General features: G+C 72.1%; 18 protein-coding genes and 1 riboswitch. Of the genes, 6 read left to right on the top strand and 12 right to left on the bottom strand.

The window, feature by feature from the left end; all coding sequences use genetic code 11:
• Positions 1–12 precede the first annotated feature (12 nt).
• Both ACZ5TL_RS31810 and ACZ5TL_RS31805 read right to left on the bottom strand, forming a co-directional pair.
• Positions 13–1,290, bottom strand: a complete 1,278-nt coding sequence (locus ACZ5TL_RS31810) for a LolA family protein (protein WP_468594163.1) — start codon at positions 1,288–1,290, stop codon at positions 13–15.
• 231 nt (positions 1,291–1,521) lie between these two features.
• Positions 1,522–2,532, bottom strand: a complete 1,011-nt coding sequence (locus tag ACZ5TL_RS31805) for a polyprenyl synthetase family protein (RefSeq protein ID WP_468594162.1) — start codon at positions 2,530–2,532, stop codon at positions 1,522–1,524.
• Between the two features lie 502 nt (positions 2,533–3,034).
• Positions 3,035–3,210, top strand: a riboswitch (cyclic di-AMP (ydaO/yuaA leader).
• A 3-nt stretch (positions 3,211–3,213) separates the two neighbouring features.
• Here ACZ5TL_RS31805 and ACZ5TL_RS31800 point away from each other — a divergent pair.
• Positions 3,214–3,993, top strand: a complete 780-nt coding sequence (locus ACZ5TL_RS31800; protein WP_468594161.1) for a transglycosylase SLT domain-containing protein — start codon at positions 3,214–3,216, stop codon at positions 3,991–3,993.
• On the opposite strand, the gene ACZ5TL_RS31795 is transcribed toward ACZ5TL_RS31800, so the two are convergent.
• Positions 3,957–4,805: an HAD family hydrolase gene (locus ACZ5TL_RS31795; RefSeq protein ID WP_468594160.1), complete on the bottom strand. Its 849-nt coding sequence runs from the start codon at positions 4,803–4,805 to the stop codon at positions 3,957–3,959. The genes ACZ5TL_RS31800 and ACZ5TL_RS31795 overlap by 37 nt on opposite strands.
• Positions 4,806–4,991: 186 nt before the next feature.
• Between ACZ5TL_RS31795 and ACZ5TL_RS31790 the strand changes: the two genes are divergently transcribed.
• The 3 genes from ACZ5TL_RS31790 to ACZ5TL_RS31780 all read left to right on the top strand — a co-directional run bounded on the left by ACZ5TL_RS31790 (position 4,992) and on the right by ACZ5TL_RS31780 (position 8,263).
• Entirely contained in the window at positions 4,992–6,062 is a 1,071-nt protein-coding gene (locus ACZ5TL_RS31790) for a GNAT family N-acetyltransferase (protein ID WP_468594250.1), read from the top strand.
• Between the two features lie 21 nt (positions 6,063–6,083).
• Positions 6,084–7,361 (top strand): glycosyltransferase family 2 protein, encoded by a 1,278-nt coding sequence (locus ACZ5TL_RS31785; protein WP_468594159.1) that lies wholly within the window; start codon positions 6,084–6,086, stop codon positions 7,359–7,361.
• Positions 7,362–7,507: 146 nt separating this feature from the next.
• A complete protein-coding gene (locus tag ACZ5TL_RS31780; protein ID WP_468594158.1) occupies positions 7,508–8,263 on the top strand; it encodes a polysaccharide deacetylase family protein in 756 nt (251 codons plus the stop codon).
• Between the two features lie 7 nt (positions 8,264–8,270).
• Here the strand turns inward: ACZ5TL_RS31780 and ACZ5TL_RS31775 are convergent, their stop codons facing one another.
• The 5 genes from ACZ5TL_RS31775 to ACZ5TL_RS31755 form a co-directional block, all read right to left on the bottom strand.
• A complete protein-coding gene (locus ACZ5TL_RS31775; RefSeq protein WP_468594157.1) occupies positions 8,271–9,416 on the bottom strand; it encodes a glycosyl hydrolase in 1,146 nt (381 codons plus the stop codon).
• The gene (locus ACZ5TL_RS31770) at positions 9,413–9,853 is read right to left on the bottom strand and encodes a hypothetical protein (RefSeq protein ID WP_468594156.1); all 441 of its coding nucleotides are present in this window, start codon (positions 9,851–9,853) and stop codon (positions 9,413–9,415) included. The genes ACZ5TL_RS31775 and ACZ5TL_RS31770 overlap by 4 nt, the downstream gene beginning before the upstream one ends.
• The gene (locus tag ACZ5TL_RS31765; RefSeq protein ID WP_468594155.1) at positions 9,850–11,664 is read right to left on the bottom strand and encodes a glycosyltransferase; all 1,815 of its coding nucleotides are present in this window, start codon (positions 11,662–11,664) and stop codon (positions 9,850–9,852) included. Before ACZ5TL_RS31765 ends, ACZ5TL_RS31770 begins: the two co-directional genes overlap by 4 nt.
• A gap of 194 nt (positions 11,665–11,858) precedes the next feature.
• Positions 11,859–14,132, bottom strand: a complete 2,274-nt coding sequence (locus ACZ5TL_RS31760; RefSeq protein ID WP_468594154.1) for a lipopolysaccharide biosynthesis protein — start codon at positions 14,130–14,132, stop codon at positions 11,859–11,861.
• Positions 14,125–15,384 (bottom strand): DegT/DnrJ/EryC1/StrS family aminotransferase, encoded by a 1,260-nt coding sequence (locus tag ACZ5TL_RS31755; protein ID WP_468594153.1) that lies wholly within the window; start codon positions 15,382–15,384, stop codon positions 14,125–14,127. The genes ACZ5TL_RS31760 and ACZ5TL_RS31755 overlap by 8 nt, the downstream gene beginning before the upstream one ends.
• A gap of 317 nt (positions 15,385–15,701) precedes the next feature.
• Between ACZ5TL_RS31755 and fahA the strand changes: the two genes are divergently transcribed.
• Both fahA and ACZ5TL_RS31745 read left to right on the top strand, forming a co-directional pair.
• On the top strand, positions 15,702–16,919 hold the full coding sequence (gene fahA / locus ACZ5TL_RS31750; protein ID WP_468594152.1) for a fumarylacetoacetase: 1,218 nt from the start codon (positions 15,702–15,704) through the stop codon (positions 16,917–16,919).
• 697 nt (positions 16,920–17,616) lie between these two features.
• The gene (locus ACZ5TL_RS31745; RefSeq protein ID WP_468594248.1) at positions 17,617–18,555 is read left to right on the top strand and encodes a M56 family metallopeptidase; all 939 of its coding nucleotides are present in this window, start codon (positions 17,617–17,619) and stop codon (positions 18,553–18,555) included.
• 91 nt (positions 18,556–18,646) lie between these two features.
• Here ACZ5TL_RS31745 and recQ read toward each other — a convergent pair whose 3' ends face one another.
• The 4 genes from recQ to nuoL form a co-directional block, all read right to left on the bottom strand.
• A complete protein-coding gene (gene recQ / locus ACZ5TL_RS31740; protein WP_468594150.1) occupies positions 18,647–20,707 on the bottom strand; it encodes a DNA helicase RecQ in 2,061 nt (686 codons plus the stop codon).
• Between the two features lie 304 nt (positions 20,708–21,011).
• Positions 21,012–22,661 (bottom strand): NADH-quinone oxidoreductase subunit NuoN, encoded by a 1,650-nt coding sequence (gene nuoN, locus ACZ5TL_RS31735; RefSeq protein WP_468594149.1) that lies wholly within the window; start codon positions 22,659–22,661, stop codon positions 21,012–21,014.
• Complete coding sequence (locus ACZ5TL_RS31730) at positions 22,658–24,271, bottom strand: NADH-quinone oxidoreductase subunit M (RefSeq protein ID WP_468594147.1); 1,614 nt, start codon at positions 24,269–24,271, stop codon at positions 22,658–22,660. Before ACZ5TL_RS31730 ends, nuoN begins: the two co-directional genes overlap by 4 nt.
• A 5-nt stretch (positions 24,272–24,276) precedes the next feature.
• Positions 24,277–26,241: an NADH-quinone oxidoreductase subunit L gene (nuoL, locus tag ACZ5TL_RS31725; RefSeq protein WP_468594146.1), complete on the bottom strand. Its 1,965-nt coding sequence runs from the start codon at positions 26,239–26,241 to the stop codon at positions 24,277–24,279.
• Positions 26,242–26,255 lie beyond the last annotated feature (14 nt).

Below are 26,255 nucleotides of genomic sequence, written 5' to 3'. Positions count from 1 at the left end.
CCAGGGAGCACGTCAGTTCCCGGCGTCGGCCGCCTTCACGAGCGCGTCCTTGGTGACCGCGCCCACGTAGACCTTGCCGTCGTCCGTGACGAGGGCGTTGATCAGGCGGGTCGAGAAGACCGTGCCCGAGCCGAACTTGCCGGTGACCTTGTCACCGAGCGAGTCCATGAAGCCGCCGAGGTCGCCGCCGGCCTTGCCGGAGGGCACACCCTCGCCGCCGGTGTCGAAGGTGGCTATGGCGTTCCAGCCCTCGCCGATGGTCTTCATGCCGTCGGGGCCCTTGCCGGGCTCCTCCTCGCCCTTCGGGGCGTGCCCGGGTGCCTCGCCCTTGCCGAAGGCCTTGTCGGTTGCCTTGCCGGGGGCCATTCCGGGGGCCTCGTGGGAGGCCTTCTCCTCGGTGACCTTCGCCCCCTTGGGCGGGGTGAAGTCGAAGGTCGAGGCGGCCGGCTTGGCGAAGCTCACCTTGGTGAAGCCCGCGTCGACGACGGCCGCGCCGCCGCTCGCCGGGGTCAGGGTGAACTTGAGCGGCATGCCGGTCTCCGCGTCGACGGCCACGGTGACCGCGCCGACCGTCGAGCCGGACTGCTTCGGCTTGATGAGCAGCTTGTAGGCGTCGCGGCCGGCGACCTGGGCGGTACCGTCCACGGTCACGGAGGTCGTGCCGTCGACGGCCTTGAGGGCCTCCTCGGCGAAGTCCTTCGGCGTGGCCGGCGGCTGCTGCCCCTTGTGGTGGTCCTTGTGGTGGCCCTTGTGGTGCTCCGGGCTCTCCGAGACGGTGCCGTGGTAGACCTCGTTGGACTTGCTGTCGTAGCCCCAGACGTCCTTGCCGTTGTGGACGATGCTGTACTCGGCCGCGTTCTCCAGCAGCGACAGCTTCTGCCGGTCCGGGCCGTCGGCGGCGACGCGCAAGGTGTGGGTGCCGGAGGCCAGTTCGGTGAGTCTGGCCTTCGGGTCGGCGGAGGAGCCGCCCTCGCCCTGGCCCGCGGCACCGGACATCAGGGCGGACTCCAGGCCGCCGAGGTTGGGCAGGCCCAGGTCGGTGCTGATCTTCACCGTGCCGGACAGCTGCTCGACGTCGGACTGGGCGACCTTCTCGATGAGTTGCTGGGCGGTGATCTTCGGGAGGTCGGGGTCACCGGAGTCGGCGAGTGCGGGGACCAGCCCGATCGTCGCGGCCGCCACCCCCATCACCGTGACCGGGACGACGTATCGCGCGGCTTTGCGCCGCCCGGAGCGCTGCTCGTCGACCTCCCCGCCGGTCGTGCTGTCGTCGGATGCGTACGGTGCCATGTGTGCCCTACCTCCATGGTCGGCGGCGGCTGTCCGTGTCGTCCACGCACTCGTCCCAGAGCCGCCATTCTCACCCGAACAGGTGAGGGGTGGTGTTTTCCCTGGTTTCCATCTGACCAAATCGGCCAGGGAGATACGTCAGACCCCGGACTCAACTCCGCGTACTGCTGGGGTATGACACGGAAGGGCGGCTTCTCCTCCGACCCGTAGGGGTCGGGCGGGCAGGAGGCCCTAGCCGGCCCGGTGCACCACCGCGTCGCTCAGTTCCACCAGCGCTGCCTTCGCGGCACATTCCGGCAGGGGCGCCAGCGCCGAGCCGGCGTCCTGGGCGTAGCGGACGGTGTCCCGCCGGGCCTGCTCCAGCGCCGGGTGGGCCCGCAGCAGACGCAGGGCCTCGGCGTGCCGGGCGTCGTCGGTGAGGTCGGAGTCCAGCAGCTCGCACAGGGCGACGTCGTCCGCGAGCCCGAGCCGGGCGGCGCGCTCGCGCAGCCGGAGCACCGGCAGCGTGGGAATGCCCTCGCGCAGGTCGGTGCCGGGGGTCTTGCCGGACTCGTGGGAGTCGGAGGCGATGTCCAGGACGTCGTCCGCGAGCTGGAAGGCGACGCCGAGCCGCTCGCCGTACTGGGTCAGCACGTCCACGACCGTGTCGTCGGCGCCGGACATCATCGCGCCGAAGCGGCACGACACCGCGACCAGTGAGCCGGTCTTGCCGCCCAGCACGTCCAAGTAGTGCTCGACGGGGTCGCGGCCGTCCTGCGGCCCGGCCGTCTCCAGGATCTGCCCGGTCACGAGCCGCTCGAAGGCCTCGGCCTGCACCCGCACGGCCTCGGGGCCGAGATCGGCCAGGATGTGCGAGGCGCGGGCGAAGAGGAAGTCGCCGGTGAGGACCGCGACGGAGTTGCCCCAACGGGTATTCGCGCTCGCGACGCCCCGGCGCACGGCGGCCTCGTCCATCACGTCGTCGTGGTACAGCGTGGCGAGGTGGGTCAGCTCCACGACGACGGCCGAGGGCACGATCCCGGGTGCGTGCCGGTCGCCGAACTGGGCGGAGAGCATCACGAGCAGCGGCCGGAACCGCTTGCCGCCGGCCCGCACCAGGTGCTGGGCGGCCTCCGTGATGAAGGGCACCTCACTCTTGGTGGCCTCGAGCAAGCCTTCCTCGACAGCCGCCAGTCCGGCCTGGACATCGGCTTCCAGAGCCTGGTCCCGCACGCTCAGCCCGAACGGCCCGACGTCGGTCACGAGGGGTCTCCTGTCTGCTGGTGTCTGCCGGTGCTTACGCGGATTGTCGATAGGTCGCTGCCCTCACTCGAGTCAGCGTATCCGGTCACGTTTCGATCACCGCCAGCGCCCATGGTTACAGGGCGGGTGGTATCCGATCACGACCGTTATGTTTTCGATCAGCCCATAAGAGGGGATATTTATCGACTTACCCAGAGGTAGCGAACTATGCACTATTTGCCCCGGTGAGGAAGCGAATCCCCTTTGGCGGACATTGCGCCACGCGCGTGTGATCAGTGAGTTGAATCACGCCCACGCTTCCACCGTCCCACCCGGCATGCGCCCGTACGTCCGTCCCGTTCAGGCGAGTTGAGCGTTGGCTTACGCAAAGGATCAAGTGGCCCATTACCCCCGACCAAGGTCGACTAGCGCCATATGTGACTCCACTGCTTGTTCCCGACATGTGCTGTCGCATACGTTCCGGCCCAGTCCGGCGGACGCCGAATCCTGCCACCGCCCGGACTCCCCACAGACACCGACTCACTCACGCAGGGCAGGAGCGGGGGACCCAGGTAAGTCGCCGGTCCGCACGACGGAACGGCTCGGGGTGAAGCCGCGCACGGCACAGCGCCGTACGCGGCCGGGCACCTCCCGGCCCGAACCCGACAGCTCACCTCGCAGGCGCCGGAGAGGAACATCGCCATGCCCGGACGAGGTAAGCACCGTCGACCCAGAACCAACCCGATCACCCGTCGTGTCGTGGCCGCCGGCACCGGCGGAGCGGCACTGACCCTTCCGCTCCTCGGCGCCACGCAGGCGAGCGCCGCCGAACCCCAGAGCACCGCCGCCCAGTCCGTGCCGCAGGCGGCCCAGCCCGCCAAGGCCCTCAAGTCCCTCACGTACACCGTGACCAAGGGCGACACGCTCTACCGCATCGCCGGCAAGTACGACGTGTCGGGCGGCTGGAAGCAGCTCTACAAGGACAACCGCGCCGCTGTCGGAGACGACCCGAAGCTGATCCACCCGGGTCTGAAGCTGAAGGTGAAGACGGCCAAGGCGGGCGCCGTGAAGAAGAAGGCGACCCAGTCCTCCGCCCCCGCCAAGCCGGCCGCGAAGCCCGCCGGCGGCGCCCAGGCCACCCAGGTCTCCGCGAAGACCTACGCGAACAACCTGGACGGCTGGATCCGCGAGGCGCTGGACATCATGGCGCAGAAGGGGATCCCGGGCTCGTACGAGGGCATCCACCGCAACATCATGCGCGAGTCGTCCGGCAACCCCCTGGCGATCAACAACTGGGACTCGAACGCCGCCAAGGGCACCCCGTCCAAGGGGCTGCTCCAGGTCATCGACCCGACCTTCGCCGCCTACCACGTGTCCGGCACCCCCTACGACCCGTACGACCCGGTCGCCAACATCACGGCGGCCTGCAACTACGCGGCCGACCGCTACGGCTCGATCGACAACGTCAACGGCCCGTACTGAGCCGTCCCGCCCAGCAGTCGCTCGAGGACGACGGCGATGCCGTCGTCCTCGTTCGACGAGGTGACCTCGTCGGCCACGGCCTTGAGTTCGGGATGGGCGTTGGCCATCGCCACGCCGTGCGCGGCCCAGTCGAACATCGGGATGTCGTTGGGCATGTCACCGAAGGCGATCGTGTCCGCAGGCCGCAGCCCCAGGTGCTCGGCGGCCAGCGCCAGGCCCGTCGCCTTGGTGACACCGCACGGCTGGAGTTCGACCGTGCCGGGCCCCGACATCGTCACCGTCGCCAGGGAGCCGACCACCGAGCGGGCCGTCGCCGCCAGTTCGTCGTCCGTCAGGTAGGAGTGGCGCAGCAGCACCTTGCTGATCGGCGCGCCCCACAGCTCGTCGCGCCGGTCGACCCGTACCGCGGGCAGGGTCGGGTGCGGCATGAGATAGCCCGGCTCGATCAGCGTGAGCCCGTCGACGCCGTCCTGGTCGACTGCCGCATACACCTGCCCCACCTCGGCCTCGATCTTGCCGAGGGCGGTCTCGGCCAGCTCCCGGTCCAGGGTGATCGACCACAGCAGGCGGTCCGCACCGGCGTCGTACACCTGCGCGCCCTGCCCGCACACCGCGAGCCCCGTGCACCGGAGGTCGTCCAGCAGCGGCCGCACTCTGGGTGCCGGCCGGCCCGTCACCACGAGGTGCTGGGCACCGGCGTCCGCCACCCGCCGGAGCGCGGCGAGGGACCGGTCGGACAGGGTGTCGTCGCCGCGCAGCAGCGTCCCGTCCAGGTCGGTGGCGATGAGTGAATATGCGATGGGTGCGGCCATGATCAGAGAATACGGACAACGCGCCCTCTCGTTTCATCGCGCGGTGGACGCCGATTGCCCGGTTGAAGGCCTCTGCACCAGTTGGCAACAAGATGGTCCGCTACCTACCCGTGGGGGCGTCTCGGGCGGTACCTTCCCAGTGTCCAGGGGGGACTTGATCGGGGGGTCAGGTTGAGCAGTGGGCGCATACGTGTGGCTGGGCCCGGGGAGCTCGGCGAAGCGGAAAGGGAGCGCTGGCGCGCGCTGCGCGCCGCCTCGCGGGCACCGCGCAACCCTTTCATGGAGCCGGAGTTCACCGAAGCCGTCGGCCGGGTGAGGCCGCGGGCCCGGGTCGCGGTGGTCTACGAAGGGCTGGAGCCGGTCGGCTTCCTGCCCTACGAGCGGGGCCCGTTGGGCCAGGGCCGGGCGATCGGGCTCGGCGTCTCGGACGCGCAGGGCGCGATCGTGCGCCCCGGCCTGAGCCTCGACACCGGCGAACTGCTGCGGGCCTGCTCGGTGTCGGTGTTCGCCTTCGACAACCTGGAGGCGGAGCAGCGGCTGTTCGTCCGCCACGCGGCCGAGGAGCACGCCACGTTCGTCATCGACGTGGAGAAGGGCTACGAGACGTACGAGTCGGTGCTGCGCGCCCGGTCGCCGAAGTTCCTCAAGACCACGCTGGCCAAGGAGCGCAGGCTGGGCCGGCAGGTCGGCGAGCTGCGGTTCGTGTTCGACGAACGCGACGCGGCCGCGCTGCGCACGCTCATGGCGTGGAAGTCCGCCCAGTACCGCAGGACCGGCCGCCGGGACCGGTTCGCCCAGGAGTGGATCACCCGGCTCGTCGGGCAACTGGCCCGGACCCGGGCACCGGAGTGCGGCGGCACGCTGTCGGTGCTGTACGCCGGTCAGCGGCCGATCGCCGCACACTTCGGACTGCGCTCGGCCTCGGTGCTGGCGTGCTGGTTCCCGGCCTACGACCCGCAGTTCGCGAGGTTCTCGCCGGGTCTGGTGCTGCACCTGCGCATGGCCGAGGCGGCGGCCGCCCAGGGCATCGGCATGCTCGACCTGGGGCGGGGCGCGGCCGAGTACAAGGACGCATTGAAGACGGGTGAACTGCCCGTGTACGAGGGCGCGGTGACGCGCCCGGGGCCGGGCGCGGCGCTGCACTGGCTCAGTCGCGAGCCGGCGCGCCGCGCACACGGTTTCGTCCGCGGCCGGCCGCGGCTCGCGTCGCTGGCCGCGCGGACCCTGAAGGGCGCGGCTCGGCTGCGCCGTACCTGACACGAGTGGGGGGAGGGGCGCATGGCTCGTTCGGCGCGTGCGCGGGAGGAGATACGGCGGTTCCTGGACATCGGGGCGGTGCAGGTCGCCGAGCTGGACCTCGACGGTGAGGAGGCGAAGCTCAGACCGGGTCCGGGGAGTCCACCGGTGACGTCCGGCGAGGTGTTCGTGCTGGTCAGATGGGGTGGCCGACCGGTGGGCACACTGCTCGGGCGAGTGCCGGAGGGAGTGGACGCGAAGGCCGTGCTGGCGGCGCGGGCGCGGGCGGAGTGCGCACCCGCGGTGGCCGGCGGTCCCGGGGAGCCGCCGTTCACGAGTGTCGTCGTCGCCACCCGGGAGCGTGCCGGGCAGCTGGCCCGTGCGCTGGACTCGCTGCTGGCGCAGGATCATCCGCGGTTCGACCTCGTCGTGGTCGACAACGCGCCCGTGACGGACGAGACGCGGGAGCTGATCGAGCGGAAGTACGCCGAGCGGGTGCGGTACGTGTGCGAGCCGGTTCCGGGGCTCGCAAGCGCGCACAACGCGGGACTGGAGGCCGTGCGGGGCGAGGTGGTGGCCTTCACCGACGACGACGTGGTGGCCGATCCGCGCTGGCTGACCGAGCTGACCGCGCCGTTCGCCACCGACGCCGGACTCGGCTGCAGCACCGGGCTGATCCTGCCCGCGCGGCTGACCACCCCGGCCCAGGTGCTGCTGGAGAGCCACGGCGGTTTCGCCAAAGGCTTCACTCCAAGGACGTACGACCCGGCGGACCCGCCATGCGACGAACCGCTGTTCCCGTTCACTGCGGGGCGGTTCGGCTCCGGCGCCAGCATGGCGTTCCGTACGGCGGTGCTGCGTGAGGTCGGCGGCTTTGACCCGGCCACGGGTGCCGGGACGGCCGCCCGGGGCGGCGACGACCTGTACGGCTTCGTCCGCGTCCTGGCCCAGGGCCACCGGCTGCGCTACACGCCGTACGCCCTGGTGTGGCATCACCACCGGGAGACCTGGCGGGACCTGGAGACCCAGGCGTACGGCTACGGCGCCGGGCTCACCGCGTATCTCACCGCGGTGCTGGTGAACCGGCCCGCGCTGCTGCCGGCGTTCCTCGCGCGGCTGCCGCGGGGCCTGGCCCGTGCCCGCACGCTGACGGCCGTGCGCGAGACGGAGGGCGGGGGGACGCCGGGTGATCACGACGTGCGGACGCATCCCTGGCCGCGGCGGCTGTCGCGGCTGCAGCGCAGGGGGATGGTGTACGGGCCTGTCGGCTATCTGCGGGCGCGGCGGGCGCTGCGCGCGGCCATTCGGGGGGCGGAATGAGGACATCGGCGCGGCAGCGGGGCGAGAGGCAGGGGGGCGGCAGAGGCCGCCGGGCGGAGCGCGGGGCGCGGGACGGTGAGGGGCCGATAGCCCCGCCGGCTGCCGTCGGCACCCCGGCCATACCGGTCTTCCTGTACCACTGCGTGATGGACGATCCGCCCGGCTGGATCGCCGAGTTCACGGTCACGCCGCAGCAGTTCGCCGCGCATCTCGATGCCGTGGTCCGCAGCGGCCGTACGCCCGTCACGATCGGTGCGATCGCCGATCACCTGGCCGGGCGGGCGGCCCTGCCGCCCCGGCCCGTGCTGCTCACCTTCGACGACGGTTTCGCCGACCTGCCCGGCCCCACCGCCGAGGCGCTGGCCGAACGGTCGCTGCCCGCCACCGCCTACCTCACCACCGGCGCCATCGCCCCCGGCGGCCGCAGCCTGCTGCCGCCGGCCCCGATGATGCCCCTGGACCGGGCGGCGGAGCTGGAACGTTCCGGCATGGAGATCGGCAGCCACACCGTCACCCACGCCCAGCTCGACACGCTGTCCGCGAAGGACCTGGCGTACGAACTGCGCACCTCCAAGGCCGTGCTGGAGGACGCCCTCGGGCACGAGGTCCGGCATCTGGCCTATCCGCACGGCTACAACAGCCCCCGGGTGCGGGCCATGTCGGCCCGGGCGGGTTACGAGACGGCGACCGCCGTCCGCCATGCGCTCAGCTCCGGCCGCGACGAGCGGTACCGCATCGCACGGCTCATCGTCCGGCGCACCCACACCGTCGCCGACGTCGAGGGCTGGCTGGCGGGGACGGGGGCGCGGGTGGCGCCGTACCGGGACGGGCCGAGGACGGTCGCCTGGCGGTGGTACCGGCGGGCCCGTGCGGTGGTGCACGGGCCCGAGTTCGCGGGCTGAGGGGGCACTAGTTCAGCGGCTGGTTGAGATACGGGTCGGCGGCCGCCTCGCGCAGGCTGTCCCAGGCCGCGTCGTTGGCCAGGGCCAGGTCGCAGTGGGGTCCGGGGTCGCGGTAGTTCCACTGGAGGGCGGCCTTGACGCCCTCCAGGCCCTTCAGCACCCCCGGCACCTGCGCGTACCACTCGGCCTGCCGCCGCGGGCGGGCCGGGTCCGCGGCGGTGCCGAACTCCGAGAGCATCAGCGGCTTGTCGTCGGAGATGTTCTTCCGGATCCAGTCGTGCGTGGCGTTCTGGGTCTGCGCGAAGGTCAGCCAGTCCGCGTCGTGGCAGCGGTAGTAGTTGTACTGGTTGTAGCCGATCCAGTCGACGTACTCGTCGCCGGGATACATCTTCCTGATCTCGTCGGCGTGGTCGAGGTACCCGGTGGTGATCCACGTCCACACCACGTTGTCGACGCCCAGCTCCCGGAACCGGTCGTGGATGTGCCGGTACGCCTTCACGAACTCGGCCGGGGTGCCGTTGGCCGGGGTGCGGGTGTCCATCTCCAGGTCGAAGGAGAGGAAGACCTTCTTGCCGTAGTCCTTGATGCGGCGGGCCTGGACGTCGATGACCTTCTCGTCCAGCTCGCCGGCCGCGATCTGCCGCCAGGTCGGCTGCTGCTGCTTCGTGCCGCCCCACCACTTGCTCTCCCAGGACAGCAGCAGCAGGTGGTCCTCGCCGACGCGCCGCTCCTCGGGGGTGAGCAGCCGGCCCTCGCGGCGGGTGCCCTCGGGCAGGGACATGTCGTGGTACGTGTACACGATGTCGAGTGCGCGGCCCACGCGCTTCTCGTAGGCGCGCACCTTCTCCGGCAGGTCGTCCCGCTCGTGCGGCACGAACGCGCCGAACCAGGCGCCGCAGGGCGGTTCCAGGAGCTCCGTGGGGCGGCAGTCCGCCGGGGAACCGGTGGCTCCCGGGCCGGGTCCGGAGGAGTCCCGGAGGGCGAGTCCGGCGACCAGGACCGCGCTGGCGACCGTGGCGGACGTGATCAGCAGCCGGCGCCGGCGCGATGCGACCGGGCCGGCGGCCCGCTGCTGCCCGGGAGGCCTCCCGCGGTGCTGTCGGGTCGTGGCAGGCGTACGGCGGAAGGGACGGTCGGGGCGGTTGAACCTCACTGAGCGGAACCCTTCGGTGTCCTCGGCGTCGTCCCCGCCGGCGGGGAGGCGCGCAGCGGCGGACAGAACGCGGCGAGTGTGGTCAGCAGGGTCAGCGTCAGCAGCAGGCGCTGCGCGCTGAAGGTGTGCGTGGCGATCAGCACGGTCGCGACGAGCATCACCGCGCCGATGCTCAGGAACAGCACCAGCATCAGCCGTTCCAGCAGGTCGGAGTGGCGGGCGAAGTCCGGGTCGCGGCGCTCGACGGGGCCCTCGGCGGACCGCGCCCCCAGGGCGGGGGCGCAGACCCGGACCGCGGCGGCGCCCGGGCCGGCCGCCAGGAAGAGCACGACCGCGGCGCCGCGCAGCGGCGATCCGCCGGGCAGGGCGAGTGCGGCGAGCGCCAGCCAGCCGCCGAACGGGGGCAGCATCCGGACCACGAGTGCCTGCGGTGTCATCGCTCCGCTCCCCCCGGCTGGTTCAGTACGTAGAGCTGTCCGGCACTGTTCTCAGCCACGAGCCGGAACCGCGGCGACGCGGCGACGGACTTCTGGACGCGGTCCAGCTGCGCCCGGGTGAGCTGCCCGTTCATCTCGGAGTTGGCCACCTGCCCCTGCGTGAGCAGGAAGTAGGCCCGGGCCGGGAGTTCCACCCCGGCCATGTCACTGGCGAGGGTGGCGGCCGGTCTCCGGACGATCCGGTCGACGTGACCGCGCGCGTCGTCGAGGAACCAGTAGTGGTCGACGCTCCCGTAGGACTCGTACGCCAGCGGGTAGTTGCGGTTGGCGGCCACGATGAGGGAGCCGTCGGGCGCCTGGTCGAACAGCTGCCGTACCAGGGCCACTTCCTGCGGCGGGAAGTAGTTGATCCGGTCCTTGCCGGAGTAGCTCGGGACGAACGCCAGCGTGCCGGCGAGGAGTGCGCCCAGGGGCACCCAGGTGACGAGCCCCCCTCGGAGGACTGGGGCGGGGGCGGCCTGCGGGCAGTCTGCCTCCCGCGCGGCGGCGTCGGCGGCCAGCGTGCGGACCTTGGGCAGGAGCGCGGCGGCGGCGAAGAAGGCGGCCCCGGGCAGCGTGAAGAGCAGCACCCGGAAGATCATCTCGCTGCCGTAGCTGCTCGCCGCGACCATCGGCAGCGGGGCCGCCGCGACCAGCAGCAGCGGCCGGGCCCGGTGGCGCAGCACCCGCTGGCGCAGCACGCCGTACGCCGCGAGCAGCAGGACGGACCCGGACAGCAGCCGGGCCGCCCAGGAGGTCGCGATGGCCCCGGTGCCGGTCGGGGTGGCGCCGTAGCCGGTCTCGACGTTGGCGCCGACGTCGCCGATGGAGCGGATCATGCCGGGCATCGCCTCGGACAGGAAGGGCAGCGCGGCCGTGAGGCACCAGGCCAGGAAGATCACGACCGTGGTGGCCACCGGGACCCAGTCGCGGTAGCGCCGGCTCAGGCACAGGGCGAGCAGGCAGACGACCAGCATGCCCGGGGTGAGCTGGTGGGAGATGACGATCGCCGTGATCATGACGGTGATCACCACCGTCCACACGGCCTGCCGCGGCCGCCCGCGCCGCACGGCGGACCGGCCGAAGCGGCGCAGGACCACGGCGAGGACGCCGACGTGCAGCGCGTACGCCACGGACTGGGGCGAGAAGTAGTCCTGTCCGACCCAGTTGGCGACGTAGAAGAGCCAGACCGCGGTCCAGATCAGCCGCCGGTCCTCGGTGAAGGTGCGGTAGATCAGCAGCAGCGGGAGCAGCAGCATCAGGCTGGAGGCCAGGGGCCACCAGGCCATGAACATCGTCGAGGACTCCACGCCCAGCAGCCGCACCAGGGCGGCCTGGGCGGCGAAGAAGCCCGGCCACTGGTCGTACACCGCCATGTCGCCGACCTGGTCGGCCGCCTGCAGGCCCCCGGCCGTCAGCAGATGGTCGATGACCGCGTCGTGCTTCCACGCCCAGGCGTAGAGCGGGGTCGGGTAGAGCACGGCCTGGGTGGCGCGCTCCATCACCAGCAGTGCGAGGACGTACGCCGCCGCCCAGGCGCCCGCCCGGCGCGGATCGCGGACCGTGAACCAGAAGCCGGCGGTGAGCACCACGAGCCCGGCCCAGAAGGCCGGGTGCAGCGCGGTGACCAGCCCGTAGTCGTCGAGCCGCGAGACGTCGGTGTGCCGCACGGCGTACGCCCAGAGCCCGAGCGCGGCCAGCAGCGGGACGGCGGGTCGGGCTAGCGCGCGGCGCCCCCGCAGGACGGGGGGCAGGTCGGACAGGTCCGTCACGGGCTCATGGGCGGGGCTCGACGACTCCGAGGAGGAAGGGCTGGAGGACTGGCTGGAGGCCTCGGGGTGGGTGCCGGGGGTGTTCGCGCCGCCCCGAGCCGGTGTGGGTTCTGGCGTGGATCTCTCCCTCGGAGTGACTGGCGGACGCACGGTGGTTCCCCCCTGGCGGTTCGGCTCTGTTCGGCTGGGCTTGATCAGTCGCTGGGTCGGCCGCCCGGCTGTCCGCCGGCCGTACGGTTTCCTGTGGAGCGGGAGAAGCGGGCGGGGCCCCACGCCGACGCGGCCCGGCGGAAGAGCGGCGGGAGCAGGACGAGTACGGCGAGTACGGCGAGCAGGGGCGGCGTGAGGGATGCGAGCGCGTCGCGCCACACCCAGCCGCCGACCGCGACGAGATACAGAACCCCCCAGCGTGCCGGCCACGGCAGCCGTCCGCCCGCGCTCGCGAGCAGCAGCCACAGCGGCACGAGGCACAGCAGCTGGCAGACCGGCGGCGCCCAGCGCAGCAGCGGCTCGGGCCCGTCGAGCCCCAGCACATCCGCGAGGAAGCCGGCCGTCTTCGTGTACAACGCCCCGTCCACCGGCCGCGGTTCCCGCCCGAGGGCGACCGGCGCGGCGTACAGGGCGAGCAGGACGGCGTACAGCGCTGTCCCCGGCAGCCAGGGGTCGCGCCGGGCGCACAGGGTGACGGCGGCGACGAACACCACGAGCAGCAGACCGCCCGCGGTGAGCGACGGCAGCGGCAGGCCCTCCAGCAGCTGACGTCCTGTCAGGGTCGCGTCGGAGGCCCCGCCGAGCCACGACAGGTCCGGCAGCGGCGCCCAGAAGAACACGGTGGCCACACCGAGGAGACTCCACAGCGCACCCCTCAGCCGCCGCTCCCCCGGCTCGTCGTCCGCGGGCGGATCTCCGGACTCGTGCGGCGGCTCGCGGGTGGGTCCCTCCGGCCGCACGATCAGCGCCAGTGTGTCCGCCTGCAGCGCCTCGCGTTCGTATCCGGGGCGCCCGATGAACAGCGTGACCGTGTCCTGGTCACCGTCCTCGGGCCGGTACGCGGCCTTGCGGGCCCAGGTCGTGCCGTATCCGGCGGTGGCGTTCAGCTTCGCCCACCGGGTGCCGTAGGAGGAGGAGGCCGGCGGGCGGACCGCCGGTGCGCCGCCGCCGGGGCGCAGTGCGGTGCGCAGCCCGGCCGTGGAGACGACGGCGATCAGCGTCATGCTCAGCAGCACCGCCCAGCCGGCGCCGGCGATCCCGGCCGGCGTGAACAGCATGGCCGCGCTGCCCAGCACCAGGGCGCACATGGTCCCTTGGAGCGCGGCCAGCACACCGGTGCGCCCCTGCACGCGCAGCACGCCGATGTACAGCTCCACCACGACCCGCGGCAGCGCGCCGAGGGCGAGCAGCCGCAGCACGGTCGAGCCGTGCTCGGCGTAGTCCGGGCTGAAGGGCATGAGGATGTACGGAGCGAAGAGGACCAGCACCAGCACGATCGGGACCAGCAGCAGTGTCATGCGCCGCAGAGCGCCCCGGACGCCGTCGGCGAGCCGGCGCGGGTCGTGCGAGGCGTGCGCGGTGAGGGACGAGGCCATGTTGATGGCCAGGAACTCCATCGTGCCGCCGACGGTGTACGCCACGTAGAAGTAGCCGTTCTCCGCGGCGCTGAAGCGGACCGCGACCATCACCGGCAGCAGGTTGATCATCGCCAGGCTGAACAGCGCGCCCAGCGAGTCCCCGGCCAGGAAGCGGCCCATCTCCCGGACTCCCGGAGGGGCTTTGTCGCGGTCGGCCACCGCCTGGCGCGGGATGAGCCAGCGGAAGATCAGCCAGCCCAGGGGCAGGGTGGAGAAGGCGATCGCCACGGCCCAGGAGACGAAGATGCCGAGGACCGGCAGCGCGCCGGCGAAGACTGCCAGCAGGGCCAGCTTCCCGATCGAGAACACCGCGTTCCCGGCCGGCACCCACTCGGCCTTGCGCAGCCCGGTGAGCACCCCGTCCTGCAGCGTGAGCAGCGCCCAGGCCACGCACGCCGCGACGAACACCGCCCCCGCCATGGGCGTCCCCAGGGGCGCGTACGACGCTCCCCACGCGTCGATCGTGAGCAGGAAGACGGCGGCGGCGAGCGCCACGACCAGCGAACTGGCCACGTACGTGCCCGCCACCAGGCGCCCGGTCCTGCGTCCCGCGCGCGGGACGAACCGGACGACGGCGCCGATCATCGTCGTCGCCGTGATGCTGGCGAGCAGCCGCATCGCGGCGATCGCGGCCGAGCCCTGGCCGACGGCCTCCTCGGTGTAGTAGCGGGCGGCCACCAGCCAGAACCCCAGGCCCAGTACGGCGGAGACGCCGGTGCTGAGCATGAGGAAGTAGGCGTTCTTGAACAGCGAGTCGTGGCCGTGCTCGCTGCCGTCGGGCTTCGGTCCGCCGCCGTCGGTGCGCGCGGCGGCGGGCTCGTGCACCTGGATCTCAGCCACGGGACTGATCCGGCCTTCCCGGTGTCGGCATGCTGCGGGGTGGTTCTCCCGGTGCCTCGACCGGCCGTGCCCCGGACCGCTCCAGCACCTCTACGACCGTCCGGGCCCGCAGCGGGTCCACGGGCAGCGCATGCCGCGCGAACCAGCGGGCCGCCTCGGGGGCCGGCGAGGGGTCGGTGAACTCCGCGCCGGCGTAGTCGTCCAGCGGCGGGTCGTACAGGTAGCCCACGACGACGCCCCTGCGCGCCAGGGCGGCGATCGCCGCGTCCCGGTCCGCCACGAACAGCGGGACCCGGAACAACGGCTGCGTGCCGTGGGCGTCGCGCGGCTTGGCCCACGGTGTGGACAGCAGCACCTCCGTGCCCGCCCGGCAGGCGTCCAGCACGTCGTCCAGCCGGTCGAGCCCGCGCCCGACGCGCCCCAGCCGGAGCCTGCCGGACGCCCGGCGGTAGTCGTGCATGTCGACGCGGACCCACGGGTGGTGGGCTTCCAGCCCGGGCGCCTCGCGGGCGGCCCGCGCGAGTTCGTCCGGGCGCAGCGGCATCCGGATCTCCTCGCGGTCCGCCAGCCCCAGCAGCCGGACGGCGGCCCAGGCGGCCCGCCGCAGCCGCAGCCCGCGCACCGCCGCCTCCGCGTACGGCCGGACCGCGAAGGCGAGTTCGGAACTCAGCCTGCGCGGCGCCAGCAACCCCGCGCAGGTCTTCTCCACCGCCTCCCGCAGCCCCGGATCGGCGAGCGAGAGCATGCCTCCGGTCTTGGCTCCCACGTGCTTGGACAGGCTGAACACGGACGCGTCGCCCCACGCGCCGACCGGCCGGTCCCCCACCCGGCTGCCGATGGCGTGCGCCCCGTCCTCGAACAGCGGGATCCCCAGCGCGTCGCACTTCTGCCTCAGCCGCGGCGCCGGGTCCGGGTTCCCGTACAGGTTCGTCGTGAGCACGGCCGACACCGAGCCCCACGTCGCGTCCGGCACGGCATCGATGTCGATGGACGCGTCGAGCGGGTTCAACGGCGCCTGCACCGGGCGCAGTCCGGCCGCGAGCACGACGAAGAAGATCACGTCGTCGTTGACCGGCGACATCAGCACCCGGCCGCCGGGCGGGCACCAGTGGCGCAGTGCCACGTACAGCCCGAGACGGCACGACGGTACATACACGCATTCCCGGCCGAGCCGCCCGCGCATGGTCTCTTCCAGCCGCTTCGGCCGAACCCCACGCCGCACCGGACCCGGACCGGCCTCCCCAATGGCCATCCGCCCCCCTGATGTGCCGTAGGAACGCCCCCTCCCCGAGGCCTTCCGGCACCCGCCCAGAGTCGCCCCGTTCGCACCGCTCCGTCAAGATTGCGTCGCGTCCTGTGGATAACTTCCGGCACGTACACATGTGCGGCCTCTCCCTCCCCGCCGGACACGGTCGACGGGCCCTGTCCGGCCGCACCCGGCCCACCTGCCCCGTTCGCCGCCCGCGCCTCCTCGGACCCTGCCCGGGACGGGCGCGTCGCACGTAACGTGTGGCACGACCACGAACACGTGGCGACGACATGGCACACCCGAAAGCGAGGCAGCACCCGATGCCCCCCTTCGATGTCCCCGAGGGCGACCCCTTCGGCCCGCACAACCTGCCGTACGGCGTGTTCTCCCTCCCCGGCTCCTCCGACCGGAGCGTGGGTGTCCGGCTCGGCGACCATGTGCTGGACGCGGGCGCGGCGGCCCACGCGCTCGGCTCCCCCTACGCCTCCCTGCTCGCGCAGCCGACCCTCAACCCGCTGCTGGCCGCGGGCCGCACGGCCTGGTCGGACGTCCGCCGGGCGCTGACGGCCTGGGTGACCGTGCCGTCCCACCGCGAGACCGTCGAAAAGCTGTTCCACCCGCTGTCCTCGGTGACCCTGCACCTGCCCTTCGAGGTCGCGGACTACGTCGACTTCTACGCCTCCGAGAACCACGCCCGGAACGTCGGGCAGATCTTCCGCCCCGACGCCGAGGACTCCCTCACCCCCAACTGGAAGCACCTGCCGATCGGCTACCACGGCCGCTCCGGCACGGTCGTCGTCTCCGGCACGGACGTCGTACGGCCGTCCGGCCAGCGCAAGGCGCCCGCCGACACCGCGCCCGTCTTCGGCCCGTCCGTCCGTCTGGACATCGAGGCGGAGGTCGGCTTCGTGGTCGGCGTGCCGTCCCGGATGGGCGAGCCGGTGTCTCTCGACGACTTCGGCGAGCACGTCTTCGGCCTCTGCCTCCTCAACGACTGGTCCGCGCGCGACATCCAGGCCTGGGAGTACGTCCCGCTCGGCCCGTTCCTCGGCAAGTCCTTCGCCACGTCGGTATCGGCCTGGATCACCCCGCTGGACGCCCTGGAGGAGGCCCGGGTGGCCCCGCCGGCCCGGACGCACGAGCTGCTGCCCTACCTGGACGACGGCGACGAGGAACCCGGCGGCTACGACCTGCGGATCAGCGTCGCGGTCAACGGCCACGTCATCTCCGATCCGCCCTTCTCCACCATGTACTGGACCGCCGCCCAGCAGCTGGCCCACATGACCGTCAACGGCGCCTCCCTGCGCACCGGCGACCTGTACGGCTCCGGCACGGTCAGCGGGGCGGCGGAACGGGAGCGCGGCTCCCTGCTGGAGCTGACCTGGAACGGCCGCGACCCGCTCGAACTCCCGGACGGCAAGCGGACGTTCCTGGAGGACGGCGACGAGGTGACCCTCTCGGCCTGGGCCCCGGGCCCGGACGGCGTGCGGGTGGGCCTTGGCGAGGTGACGGGACGGGTGGTCCCGGGAACGGCGTGAGCGCGGCCGGGCCCGGGGCGAGGTCGCGGGGCACGTGGATCCGGGAACGGCATGATCCCGGCCAGGCCCGGGGCAGGGTGACGGGGCGGGTGGTTACGGACGCGGGGTAAGCACGGCCGGGCCCCGTGGAAGGCGACGGGGCGGTGGTCCCGGGAGCGGCTTGAGCCCGGCCTGCCCGGGCCAAGTGGCGGGGCACGTGGATCCGGGAACGGCATGATCCCGGCCAGGCCCGGGGCGGGGTGGTCGTGCATCTCGCGGGCGATGCAGGCGCGTTCGGCGGCGGTGGCGAGCTGGGCAGGACAAGTGGACCCGGAAACGGCATGAGCACGACCCAGTCCCGGGGCCGGGGTGCTGGACAGGCCCTGCCCGGCACCGCTCCCCGGCCCACCAGTCTGGCCGACAGTCGTCCTTCCCGGCACTGCTGTTGGTGTTCGGCCCCTGACTCGCACCGCCCGGCCCGTCATACTGGGCGCCGGGCGGTCTGTTCGCACGGGCGCGGTACACGGGACGTTCGCCGCGCTCACCGCGCTCACCGCGGTCACCGCGCTCACGGGTACGCGCAGCCGGGTCCTCGGCGAGGACGGCAGCCGCGTCATCGGTGCGCACGGCAGCCGCGTCCGCCGTGCGCACGGCGACCGCCCACCCCCGCACGACCCGTAGCCGCCCCTCTTCCGACCAGGAACCGGAGCCCGTGGCCATGACCGTCTGCCTGCTCCTGCTGAGCGTTGTCGCTGTGACGGCCGCCGTCCCCGTTCCCCGTGCGCTGATGCGGGCCCCGTGGCCGGAGCGGGAACCGGTGGTCGCGCTGTGGGTGTGGCAGTGCCTGGTCGCCACGGTCCTGCTGTGCTGCGTGACGGCTCTCGCCCTGGGCGCGGCCGCCGTGTTCGGCACCGTCCGCGCCCAGCTCTTCGCCCCGGCGCCGCCCGCGGTGACGGCGGCGTACGACCTGTCCGCCGCCCCCGCGTGGGCGGCGGCCCTCACCCTCCTGCTGGCCTGCGGTGCCGCCTGGACGACCGCGATGCTCGCGCGGGAACTCGTCGAGGCACGCAGGCGCCGCGCCCAGGCCCGCGCCCACCTGCGCGAACGCGCCCCCGATCTGCCCGCCGACCTGCCCGCCGCCCGCGGTCCCCTCCTGGTCCTGGAGGACGAGTACCCCGACGCCTGGTGGATGCCCGGCAACCCTCCCCAGCTGATCGTCACCACGGGCGCGCTGCACCGCCTCACCGGCCACCAGCTCGACGCCGTCCTCACCCACGAGCGCGGCCACGCCCGCGCCCGCCACGACTGGCTGCTGCACCTGTCCACCGCGCTGGCCACCGGCTTCCCGCGCATCCCGCTGTTCGCCCACTTCTGCGACCAGACCCACCGCCTGGTCGAGCTGGCCGCCGACGACACCGCTTCCCGCCGCTGCGGCCACCTCACCACAGCCCTGGCCCTGATCGAGCTCAACCAGCACCGCGGCGTCCTGTCCTGCGCCTCCAGCCACCGCCTGCTGGGCGAGCGGGTCGACCGGCTCCTGGAACCGCCGCCCCGGCTGGGCCGCAGGCACCGGGCTCTGACGACCACCACGGCCGCGCTCGTGCCGCTGCTGCCCCTGCTGATCGTGTTCGCGCCGGGGCTGACCGCCCTGTCGTAGCCGTACGGCCCGGGCGACCGGTGGCGGACCGCGGGTCCGACCTGCTGCCCGGCACGCTGCCCCGCCGGGGGTCGGCAGCCGGAACTCGTCCCTATGTCCAGTCGGGCTCCGGCTCCCCGTCCAGCTCCGGCCACGCGTCCGGCTCGCCCGCGTCCTGGCCGGGTGCCTCAGCCACGGTCGGGCCGGTCCCCGCTGCCGATCCGGCCGCCGGAGCCGCACCAGGCGGGCCACCCAGTTCCCCGAGCACCCCCAGCACCCCCTCCCCGTACGTCGCCAGCTTCTTCTCGCCCACGCCGCTGATCCCGCCCAGCTCCCCCACCGACGTCGGCCACGCCAGGGCGATCTCCCGCAGCGTCGCGTCGTGGAAGATGACGTACGCCGGGACGCCCTGCTCGCGAGCCTGCTCGGCCCGCCAGGCACGCAGAGCCTCGAACGCCGGCAGCAGTTCCTCGGGCAGCTCGGCCGCGGCCGTCTTGCCCTTTCGCTCGCCCCGCCCGGAGCCCGAGGACGACGAGGAACCCGACCGGGAGGTCACCGGCTTCTCCGGTTCCTTGCGCAGCGGCACCTCCCGCTCCCGCCGCAGCACCGTCCCGCTGGCCTCGGTCAGCACCAGCGTGCCGTACTCGCCCTCGACCGCGAGCAGCCCCTGGGCCAGCAACTGCCGGATGACGCCCCGCCATTCGCCTTCGGTCAGATCGTCGCCGATGCCGAACACCGACAGCTGGTCATGGTCGAACTGGATGACCTTGCCGGTCCGCTTCCCCAGCAGGATGTCGACGATCTGCACCGCGCCGAACTTCTGCCCGCGCTCCCGCTGCAACCGCACCACCGTCGACAGCACCTTCTGCGCCGCGACCGTGCCGTCCCAGGTCTCCGGCGGGGTCAGGCAGGTGTCGCAGTTGCCGCAGCCGGCCGGGTCCGGGTCCTGGCCGAAGTAGGCGAGGAGCTGGCCCCGGCGGCACTGGGCCGTCTCGCACAGCGCCAGCATCGAGTCCAGGTGGGCCTGGGCCCGCCGCCGGAACGCCTCGTCGCCCTCGCCGGACTGGATCAGCTTGCGCTGCTGTATGACGTCGTTGAGGCCGTATGCCATCCAGGCCGTCGACGGCAGCCCGTCACGCCCCGCCCGGCCCGTCTCCTGGTAGTAGCCCTCGACCGACTTGGGCAGGTCGAGGTGGGCGACGAAACGGACGTCCGGCTTGTCGATGCCCATCCCGAAGGCGATGGTCGCCACCACGACCAGGCCGTCCTCCCGCAGGAAACGGGACTGGTGGGCCGCGCGCGTACCCGAGTCCAGGCCCGCGTGGTACGGGACCGCCTCGACGCCGTTGCGGCTCAGGAACTCGGCCGTCTTCTCGACGGAGTTGCGCGACAGGCAGTAGACGATGCCCGCGTCGCCCGCGTGCTCCTCGCGCAGGAAGGCCAGCAGTTGCTTCTTCGGGTCGGCCTTCGGCACGATCCGGTACTGGATGTTGGGCCGGTCGAAGCTCGCCACGAAGTGCCGGGCCGTCGGCATGTTCAGCCGCTCGGTGATCTCCTGGTGCGTCGCCCGCGTGGCCGTCGCCGTGAGGGCGATGCGCGGCACGTCCGGCCAGCGCTCGCCGAGCAGGGACAGCGCCAGGTAGTCGGGCCGGAAGTCGTGGCCCCACTGGGAGACGCAGTGCGCCTCGTCGATCGCGAAGACGGAGATCTTGCCGCGCGAGAGCAGATCGAGCGTGTTCCCCAGCCGCAGCCGCTCCGGTGCCAGGTACAGCAGGTCCAGCTCTCCGGCGAGGAACTCGGCCTCCACCAGCCGCCGCTCGTCGAAGTCCTGCGTGGAGTTCATGAACCCGGCCCGCACACCCAGCGCCCGCAAGGCGTCCACCTGGTCCTGCATCAGGGCGATGAGCGGCGAGACGATCACGCCCGTGCCGGGCCTGACCAGGGACGGAATCTGGTAGCACAGCGACTTGCCGCCGCCGGTCGGCATGAGCACGACGGCGTCGCCGCCCGCGACCACATGATCGATGACCGCTTCCTGCTCGCCGCGGAAGGCCCCGTAGCCGAAGACCCGGTGCAGCGCGGTCAGCGCCTCGCCCGCGTCGGCGCCGAGGGGCCCGGCGGGGCCGCTGCCCGCACCGATCCCGGTCCCGGTCACCGCGTCCAGTTCCGTCATCACACCCGTCCCGCCCGTAGCGCCCATCGTTCCGTCCCCCGTGCGTCGCGCCTCGACCACTGCGTCCACCATAGGCGCCCGCACCGACAGCCCCGGAGTTATCCACAGGCCGTCGTCTCGGCTCACGTCAAGAACACGCCAGCCGTTCACGCGTTCGAGCGAGGCCTGGCCCTTTCCCACCCGTCGCCCGACACGCGGGCGGCGGGTGACCACCACGACGCCAAGGACAGCGGCCCGGCTCCCCGAGAGGGAAGCCGGGCCGCTGTCCCGGAGCCGGGCCCGCTGTCTCACAGCGGCAGCGGTGTCAGCGGACGAACACCCCCGCCTGCCCCGCCAGGTCCAGGAAGTACTGCGGCGCCACACCGAGCACCAGCGTGACCGCCACACCGATCCCGATCGCCGTCATCGTCAGCGGCGACGGCACGGCCACCGTCGGGCCCTCCGGCCGCGGCTCGCTGAAGAACATCAGCACGATGACGCGGATGTAGAAGAAGGCCGCGATCGCCGACGAGATCACACCGATCACGACGAGCGGGGCCGCCCCGCCCTCCGCCGCCGCCTTGAACACGGCGAACTTCCCGGCGAAGCCGGACGTCAGCGGAATGCCCGCGAAGGCCAGCAGGAACACCGCGAACACGGCCGCCACCAGCGGCGACCGCCGGCCGAGCCCCGCCCACTTGGACAGGTGCGTCGCCTCACCGCCCGCGTCGCGCACCAGCGTGACCACCGCGAAGGCGCCGATCGTCACGAACGAGTACGCGGCCAGGTAGAACAGCACCGACGAGACACCGTCCGGCGTGGTCGCGATGACACCCGCGAGGATGAACCCGCCGTGCGCGATCGACGAGTACGCCAGCAGCCGCTTGATGTCGGTCTGCGTGATCGCGACGATCGCGCCGCCCAGCATGGTGACGATGGCGACGGCCCACATGACCGGCCGCCAGTCCCAGCGCAGGCCCGGCAGGACGACGTAAAGCACCCGCAGCAGCGCGCCGAAGGCCGCCACCTTGGTCGCCGCCGCCATGAAGCCGGTCACCGGGGTCGGCGCGCCCTGGTACACGTCCGGCGTCCACATGTGGAACGGCACCGCGCCCACCTTGAACAGCAGGCCCATGACCAGCAGCGCGGCGCCGACCAGCAGCAGCGCGTCGTTGCCCATGGTGTCGGCGAGCGCCGGGGTGACGTCCTGCACGGTGCCCTCGACGACCTGCGCGATCGTCGCGTACGACATGGAGCCCGCGTAGCCGTACAGCAGCGCGATGCCGAACAGCGTGAAGGCGGAGGCGAAGGCTCCGAGCAGGAAGTACTTGACCGCCGCCTCCTGCGACATCAGCCGCTTGCGGCGGGCCAGCGCGCACAGCAGGTACAGCGGGAGGGAGAAGACCTCCAGCGCCACGAACAGCGTCAGCAGGTCGTTGGCCGCCGGGAAGATCAGCATGCCGGCGACGGCGAACAGCAGCAGCGGGAACACCTCGGTGGTGGTGTACCCGGCCTTGACCGCGGCCTTCTCGCTCTCGCTGCCCGGCACGGAGGCGGCCTGCGCGGCGAAGGAGTCGACCCGGTTGCCGTGCACCACGGGGTCCAGCCGCCGTTCGGCGAAGGTGAACAGGCCGACCAGGGCCGCCAGCAGGATCGTGCCCTGCAGGAAGAGGGCCGGTCCGTCCACCGCGATCGCGCCCATCGCCGCGATGTGCGCCTTGGTCGTGCCGTACCCGTCGGCCGCGAGCGCGACGACCGCGGCGAAGGCGGCGGCGAGCGCGACGACGGACACGAACATCTGGACGTAGTAACGGGACTTGCGCGGTACGAACGCCTCGACCAGGATCCCGATGATCGCCGCACCGACGATGATCAGGGTCGGGGCGAGCTGCCCGTATTCGATCTTCGGCGCGTCGATCTTCGAGATCGGGTCGGCCGCCGTTGTCCACAGGCTGTGGACGGCTGATGCGCTCACTTGGCCGCCTCCACCTCGGGCTGGGGGTCCTTCTTCTGTACGTCGGACATGGTCTGCTCCACCGCCGGGTTCACGATGTCCGAGACGGGCTTCGGGTAGACACCCAGGAAGATGAGCAGCACGACCAGGGGGGCGACGACCACGAGTTCACGCACCCTCAGGTCCGGCATCGCCGCGACCTCCGGTTTCACCGGGCCCGTCATCGTCCTCTGGTAGAGGACGAGGGTGTAGAGCGCGGCGAGGACGATGCCGAAGGTGGCGATGATGCCGATCACCGGATAGCGCGTGAACGTGCCGACCAGGACCAGGAACTCACTCACGAACGGCGCCAGTCCCGGCAGGGAGAGGGTCGCGAGGCTGCCGATCAGGAACGTGCCGGCGAGCACCGGGGCGACCTTCTGCACTCCGCCGTAGTCGGCGATGAGCCGCGAGCCGCGCCGGGAGATCAGGAAGCCCGCGACCAGCATCAGCGCGGCCGTCGAGATGCCGTGGTTGACCATGTAGAGCGTCGCCCCGGACTGGCCCTGGCTGGTCATCGCGAAGATGCCCATGATGATGAAGCCGAAGTGGGAGATCGACGCGTAGGCCACCAGCCGCTTGATGTCCCGCTGGCCGACCGCGAGCAGCGCCCCGTAGATGATGCTGATCAGCGCCAGGACGAGGATCGCGGGCGTCGCCCACTTGCTCGCCTCCGGGAACAGCTGGAGGCAGAAGCGGAGCATCGCGAAGGTGCCGACCTTGTCGACGACCGCCGTGATGAGCACCGCGACCGGAGCCGTGGACGCCTGCATCGCGTTGGGCAGCCAGGTGTGCAGCGGCCACAGCGGCGCCTTCACCGCGAAGGCGAAGAAGAAGCCGAGGAACAGCCAGCGTTCGGTGCTGGTCGCCATCTCCAGCGAGCCGTTGGCCCGGGCCTCGGCGATCTCCGTGAGCGAGAAGTTCCCGGCGACGACGTACAGGCCGACCACCGCGGCCAGCATGATCAGGCCGCCGGCCAGGTTGTACAGGAGGAACTTCACCGCCGCGTACGAGCGTTGGGTCGCCGCCGCCTTCTCGCCGTGCTCGTGGGCACGGTCCCCGAAGCCGCCGATGAGGAAGTACATCGGGATCAGCATGGCTTCGAAGAAGATGTAGAAGAGGAAGACGTCGGTGGCCTCGAAGGAGATGATCACCATCGCCTCGACGGCGAGGATCAGGGCGAAGAAGCCCTGTGTCGGCCGCCAGTGGTAGGGGCGGCCGGTCTCCTTGGGGCCTCCCCTGCTCGAACGAAGTTGAGAGCTTGGGGAAGGGTCGGCGTCGTGCCAGCCCGCGAGGATGATGAACGGGATCAGCAGGGCGGTCAGCGCGATCAGCGCGACCGCGATGCCGTCCACACCCAGTTCATAGCGGACGCCGAAGTCCGCGATCCAGGCGTGCGACTCGGTGAGCTGGTAGCGGTCGCCACCCGGGTCGAAGCGGACCAGGACGACGATCGCGAGGACGAGCGTGGCGAGCGAGAAGAGCAGCGCCAGCCACTTGGCGGCGGTGCGCCGCGCGGCCGGTACGGCGGCCGTGGCGATCGCCCCGACGGCCGGGAGCGCCGCTGTCGCTGTCAGCAGAGGAAAGGACATCGGTATCAGACCGCCCTCATCAGCAGGGTCGCGGCGACGATGACCGCCGCACCGCCGAACATCGAGACCGCGTAGGAGCGGGCGAAGCCGTTCTGCAGCCTGCGCATCCGCCCGGAGAGGCCGCCGACCGAGGCCGCCGTGCCGTTGACGACGCCGTCGACCAGGGTGTGGTCGACGTAGACCAGGGACCGCGTGAGGTGCTCGCCGCCGCGGACCAGGACGACGTGGTTGAAGTCGTCCTGGAGCAGGTCGCGCCGGGCGGCCCGGGTGAGCAGCGAGCCGCGCGGGGCGACGGCCGGGACCGGGCGGCGGCCGTACTGCGCCCAGGCGACGGCGACGCCGATGACCATCACGGCGACCGTGGCCAGCGTGACCGTGAGGGCGCTGACCGGCGGATGCCCGTGGTCGTACCCGGTGATCGGCTCCAGCCAGTGCAGGAAGCGGTCACCGATGCTGAAGAACGCGCCGCCGGCCACCGACCCGACGGCCAGCACGATCATCGGGACCGTCATGACCTTGGGCGACTCGTGCGGGTGCGGCGGGGTGTACTCGCCGCGCGTCTCGGCGGCGGGCTCCGCGCTCGGCTCGGCCGGGGACGGAGTCGGGGCGTTGCGCCAGCGCTCCTCGCCGAAGAACGTCATCAGCATCACGCGCGTCATGTAGTACGCGGTGATGGCCGCGCCGAGCAGGGCGCAGGCGCCGAGGATCCAGCCCTCGGTGCCGCCCTTGGCGAACGCCGCCTCGATGATCTTGTCCTTGGAGAAGAACCCGGACAGGCCCGGGAAGCCGATGATCGCCAGGTAGCCGAGGCCGAAGGTGACGAAGGTGACCGGCATGTACTTCCTCAGGCCGCCGTACCTCCTCATGTCCACCTCGTCGTTCATGCCGTGCATGACCGAACCGGCGCCGAGGAACAGGCCGGCCTTGAAGAAGCCGTGCGTCACGAGGTGCATGATCGCGAAGACGTAGCCGATGGGGCCGAGGCCCGCGGCGAGGATCATGTAGCCGATCTGCGACATGGTCGAGCCGGCCAGTGCCTTCTTGATGTCGTCCTTCGCGCAACCGACGATCGCACCGAACAGGAGCGTGACGGCACCGACGATGGTGACGACCAGCTGCGCGTCCGGGGCGCCGTTGAAGACGGCCCCGGAGCGGACGATCAGGTAGACACCCGCCGTCACCATGGTCGCGGCGTGGATGAGGGCCGAGACCGGGGTCGGGCCCTCCATCGCGTCCCCGAGCCAGGACTGGAGCGGCACCTGGGCGGACTTGCCGCAGGCGGCGAGCAGCAGCATCAGGGCGATCGCGGTCAGCTTGTCCTCACCGGCGGCACCGGCGAGCCCGGCCTCCCCCTGGCTGCCCAGCACCGGCCCGAAGGCGAAGGTGCCGAACCACAGGAACATCAGCATGATCGCGATGGACAGGCCCATGTCGCCGACGCGGTTGACCAGGAAGGCCTTCTTCGCGGCCGTGGCGGCGCTGGGCTTGTGCTGCCAGAAGCCGATCAGCAGGTAGGAGGCGAGACCGACGCCTTCCCAGCCGACGTACAGCAGCAGGTAGTTGTCGGCGAGGACGAGGATGAGCATCGCCGCGAGGAACAGGTTCAGATAGCCGAAGAAGCGGCGGCGCCGCTCGTCGTGCTCCATGTACCCGACGGAGTACAGGTGGATCAGCGATCCGACGCCCGTGATCAGCAGCACGAACGTCATGGACAGCTGGTCGAGCTGGAAGGCGACGTCCGCCTGGAAGCCCTCGACCGGGATCCAGCTGAACAGGTGCTGGCTCATGACGCGCTGTTCGGCGTCCTGGGCCAGCATGTCGCTGAACAGCACCAGGCCGAGCACGAAGGAGACGGCCGCGAGCAGCGTGCCGATCCAGTGACCGACCGCGTCCAGCCGGCGTCCGCCGCACAGCAGGACCGCCGCTCCGAGCAGGGGCGCCGCCACCAGCAGCGCAATCAGGTTCTCCACGATTCTCCCGACCC

The sequence above is a fragment of the Streptomyces sp. NPDC033136 genome (assembly GCF_055578235.1).
This window is presented reverse-complemented; position numbering and strand designations above follow the sequence as displayed.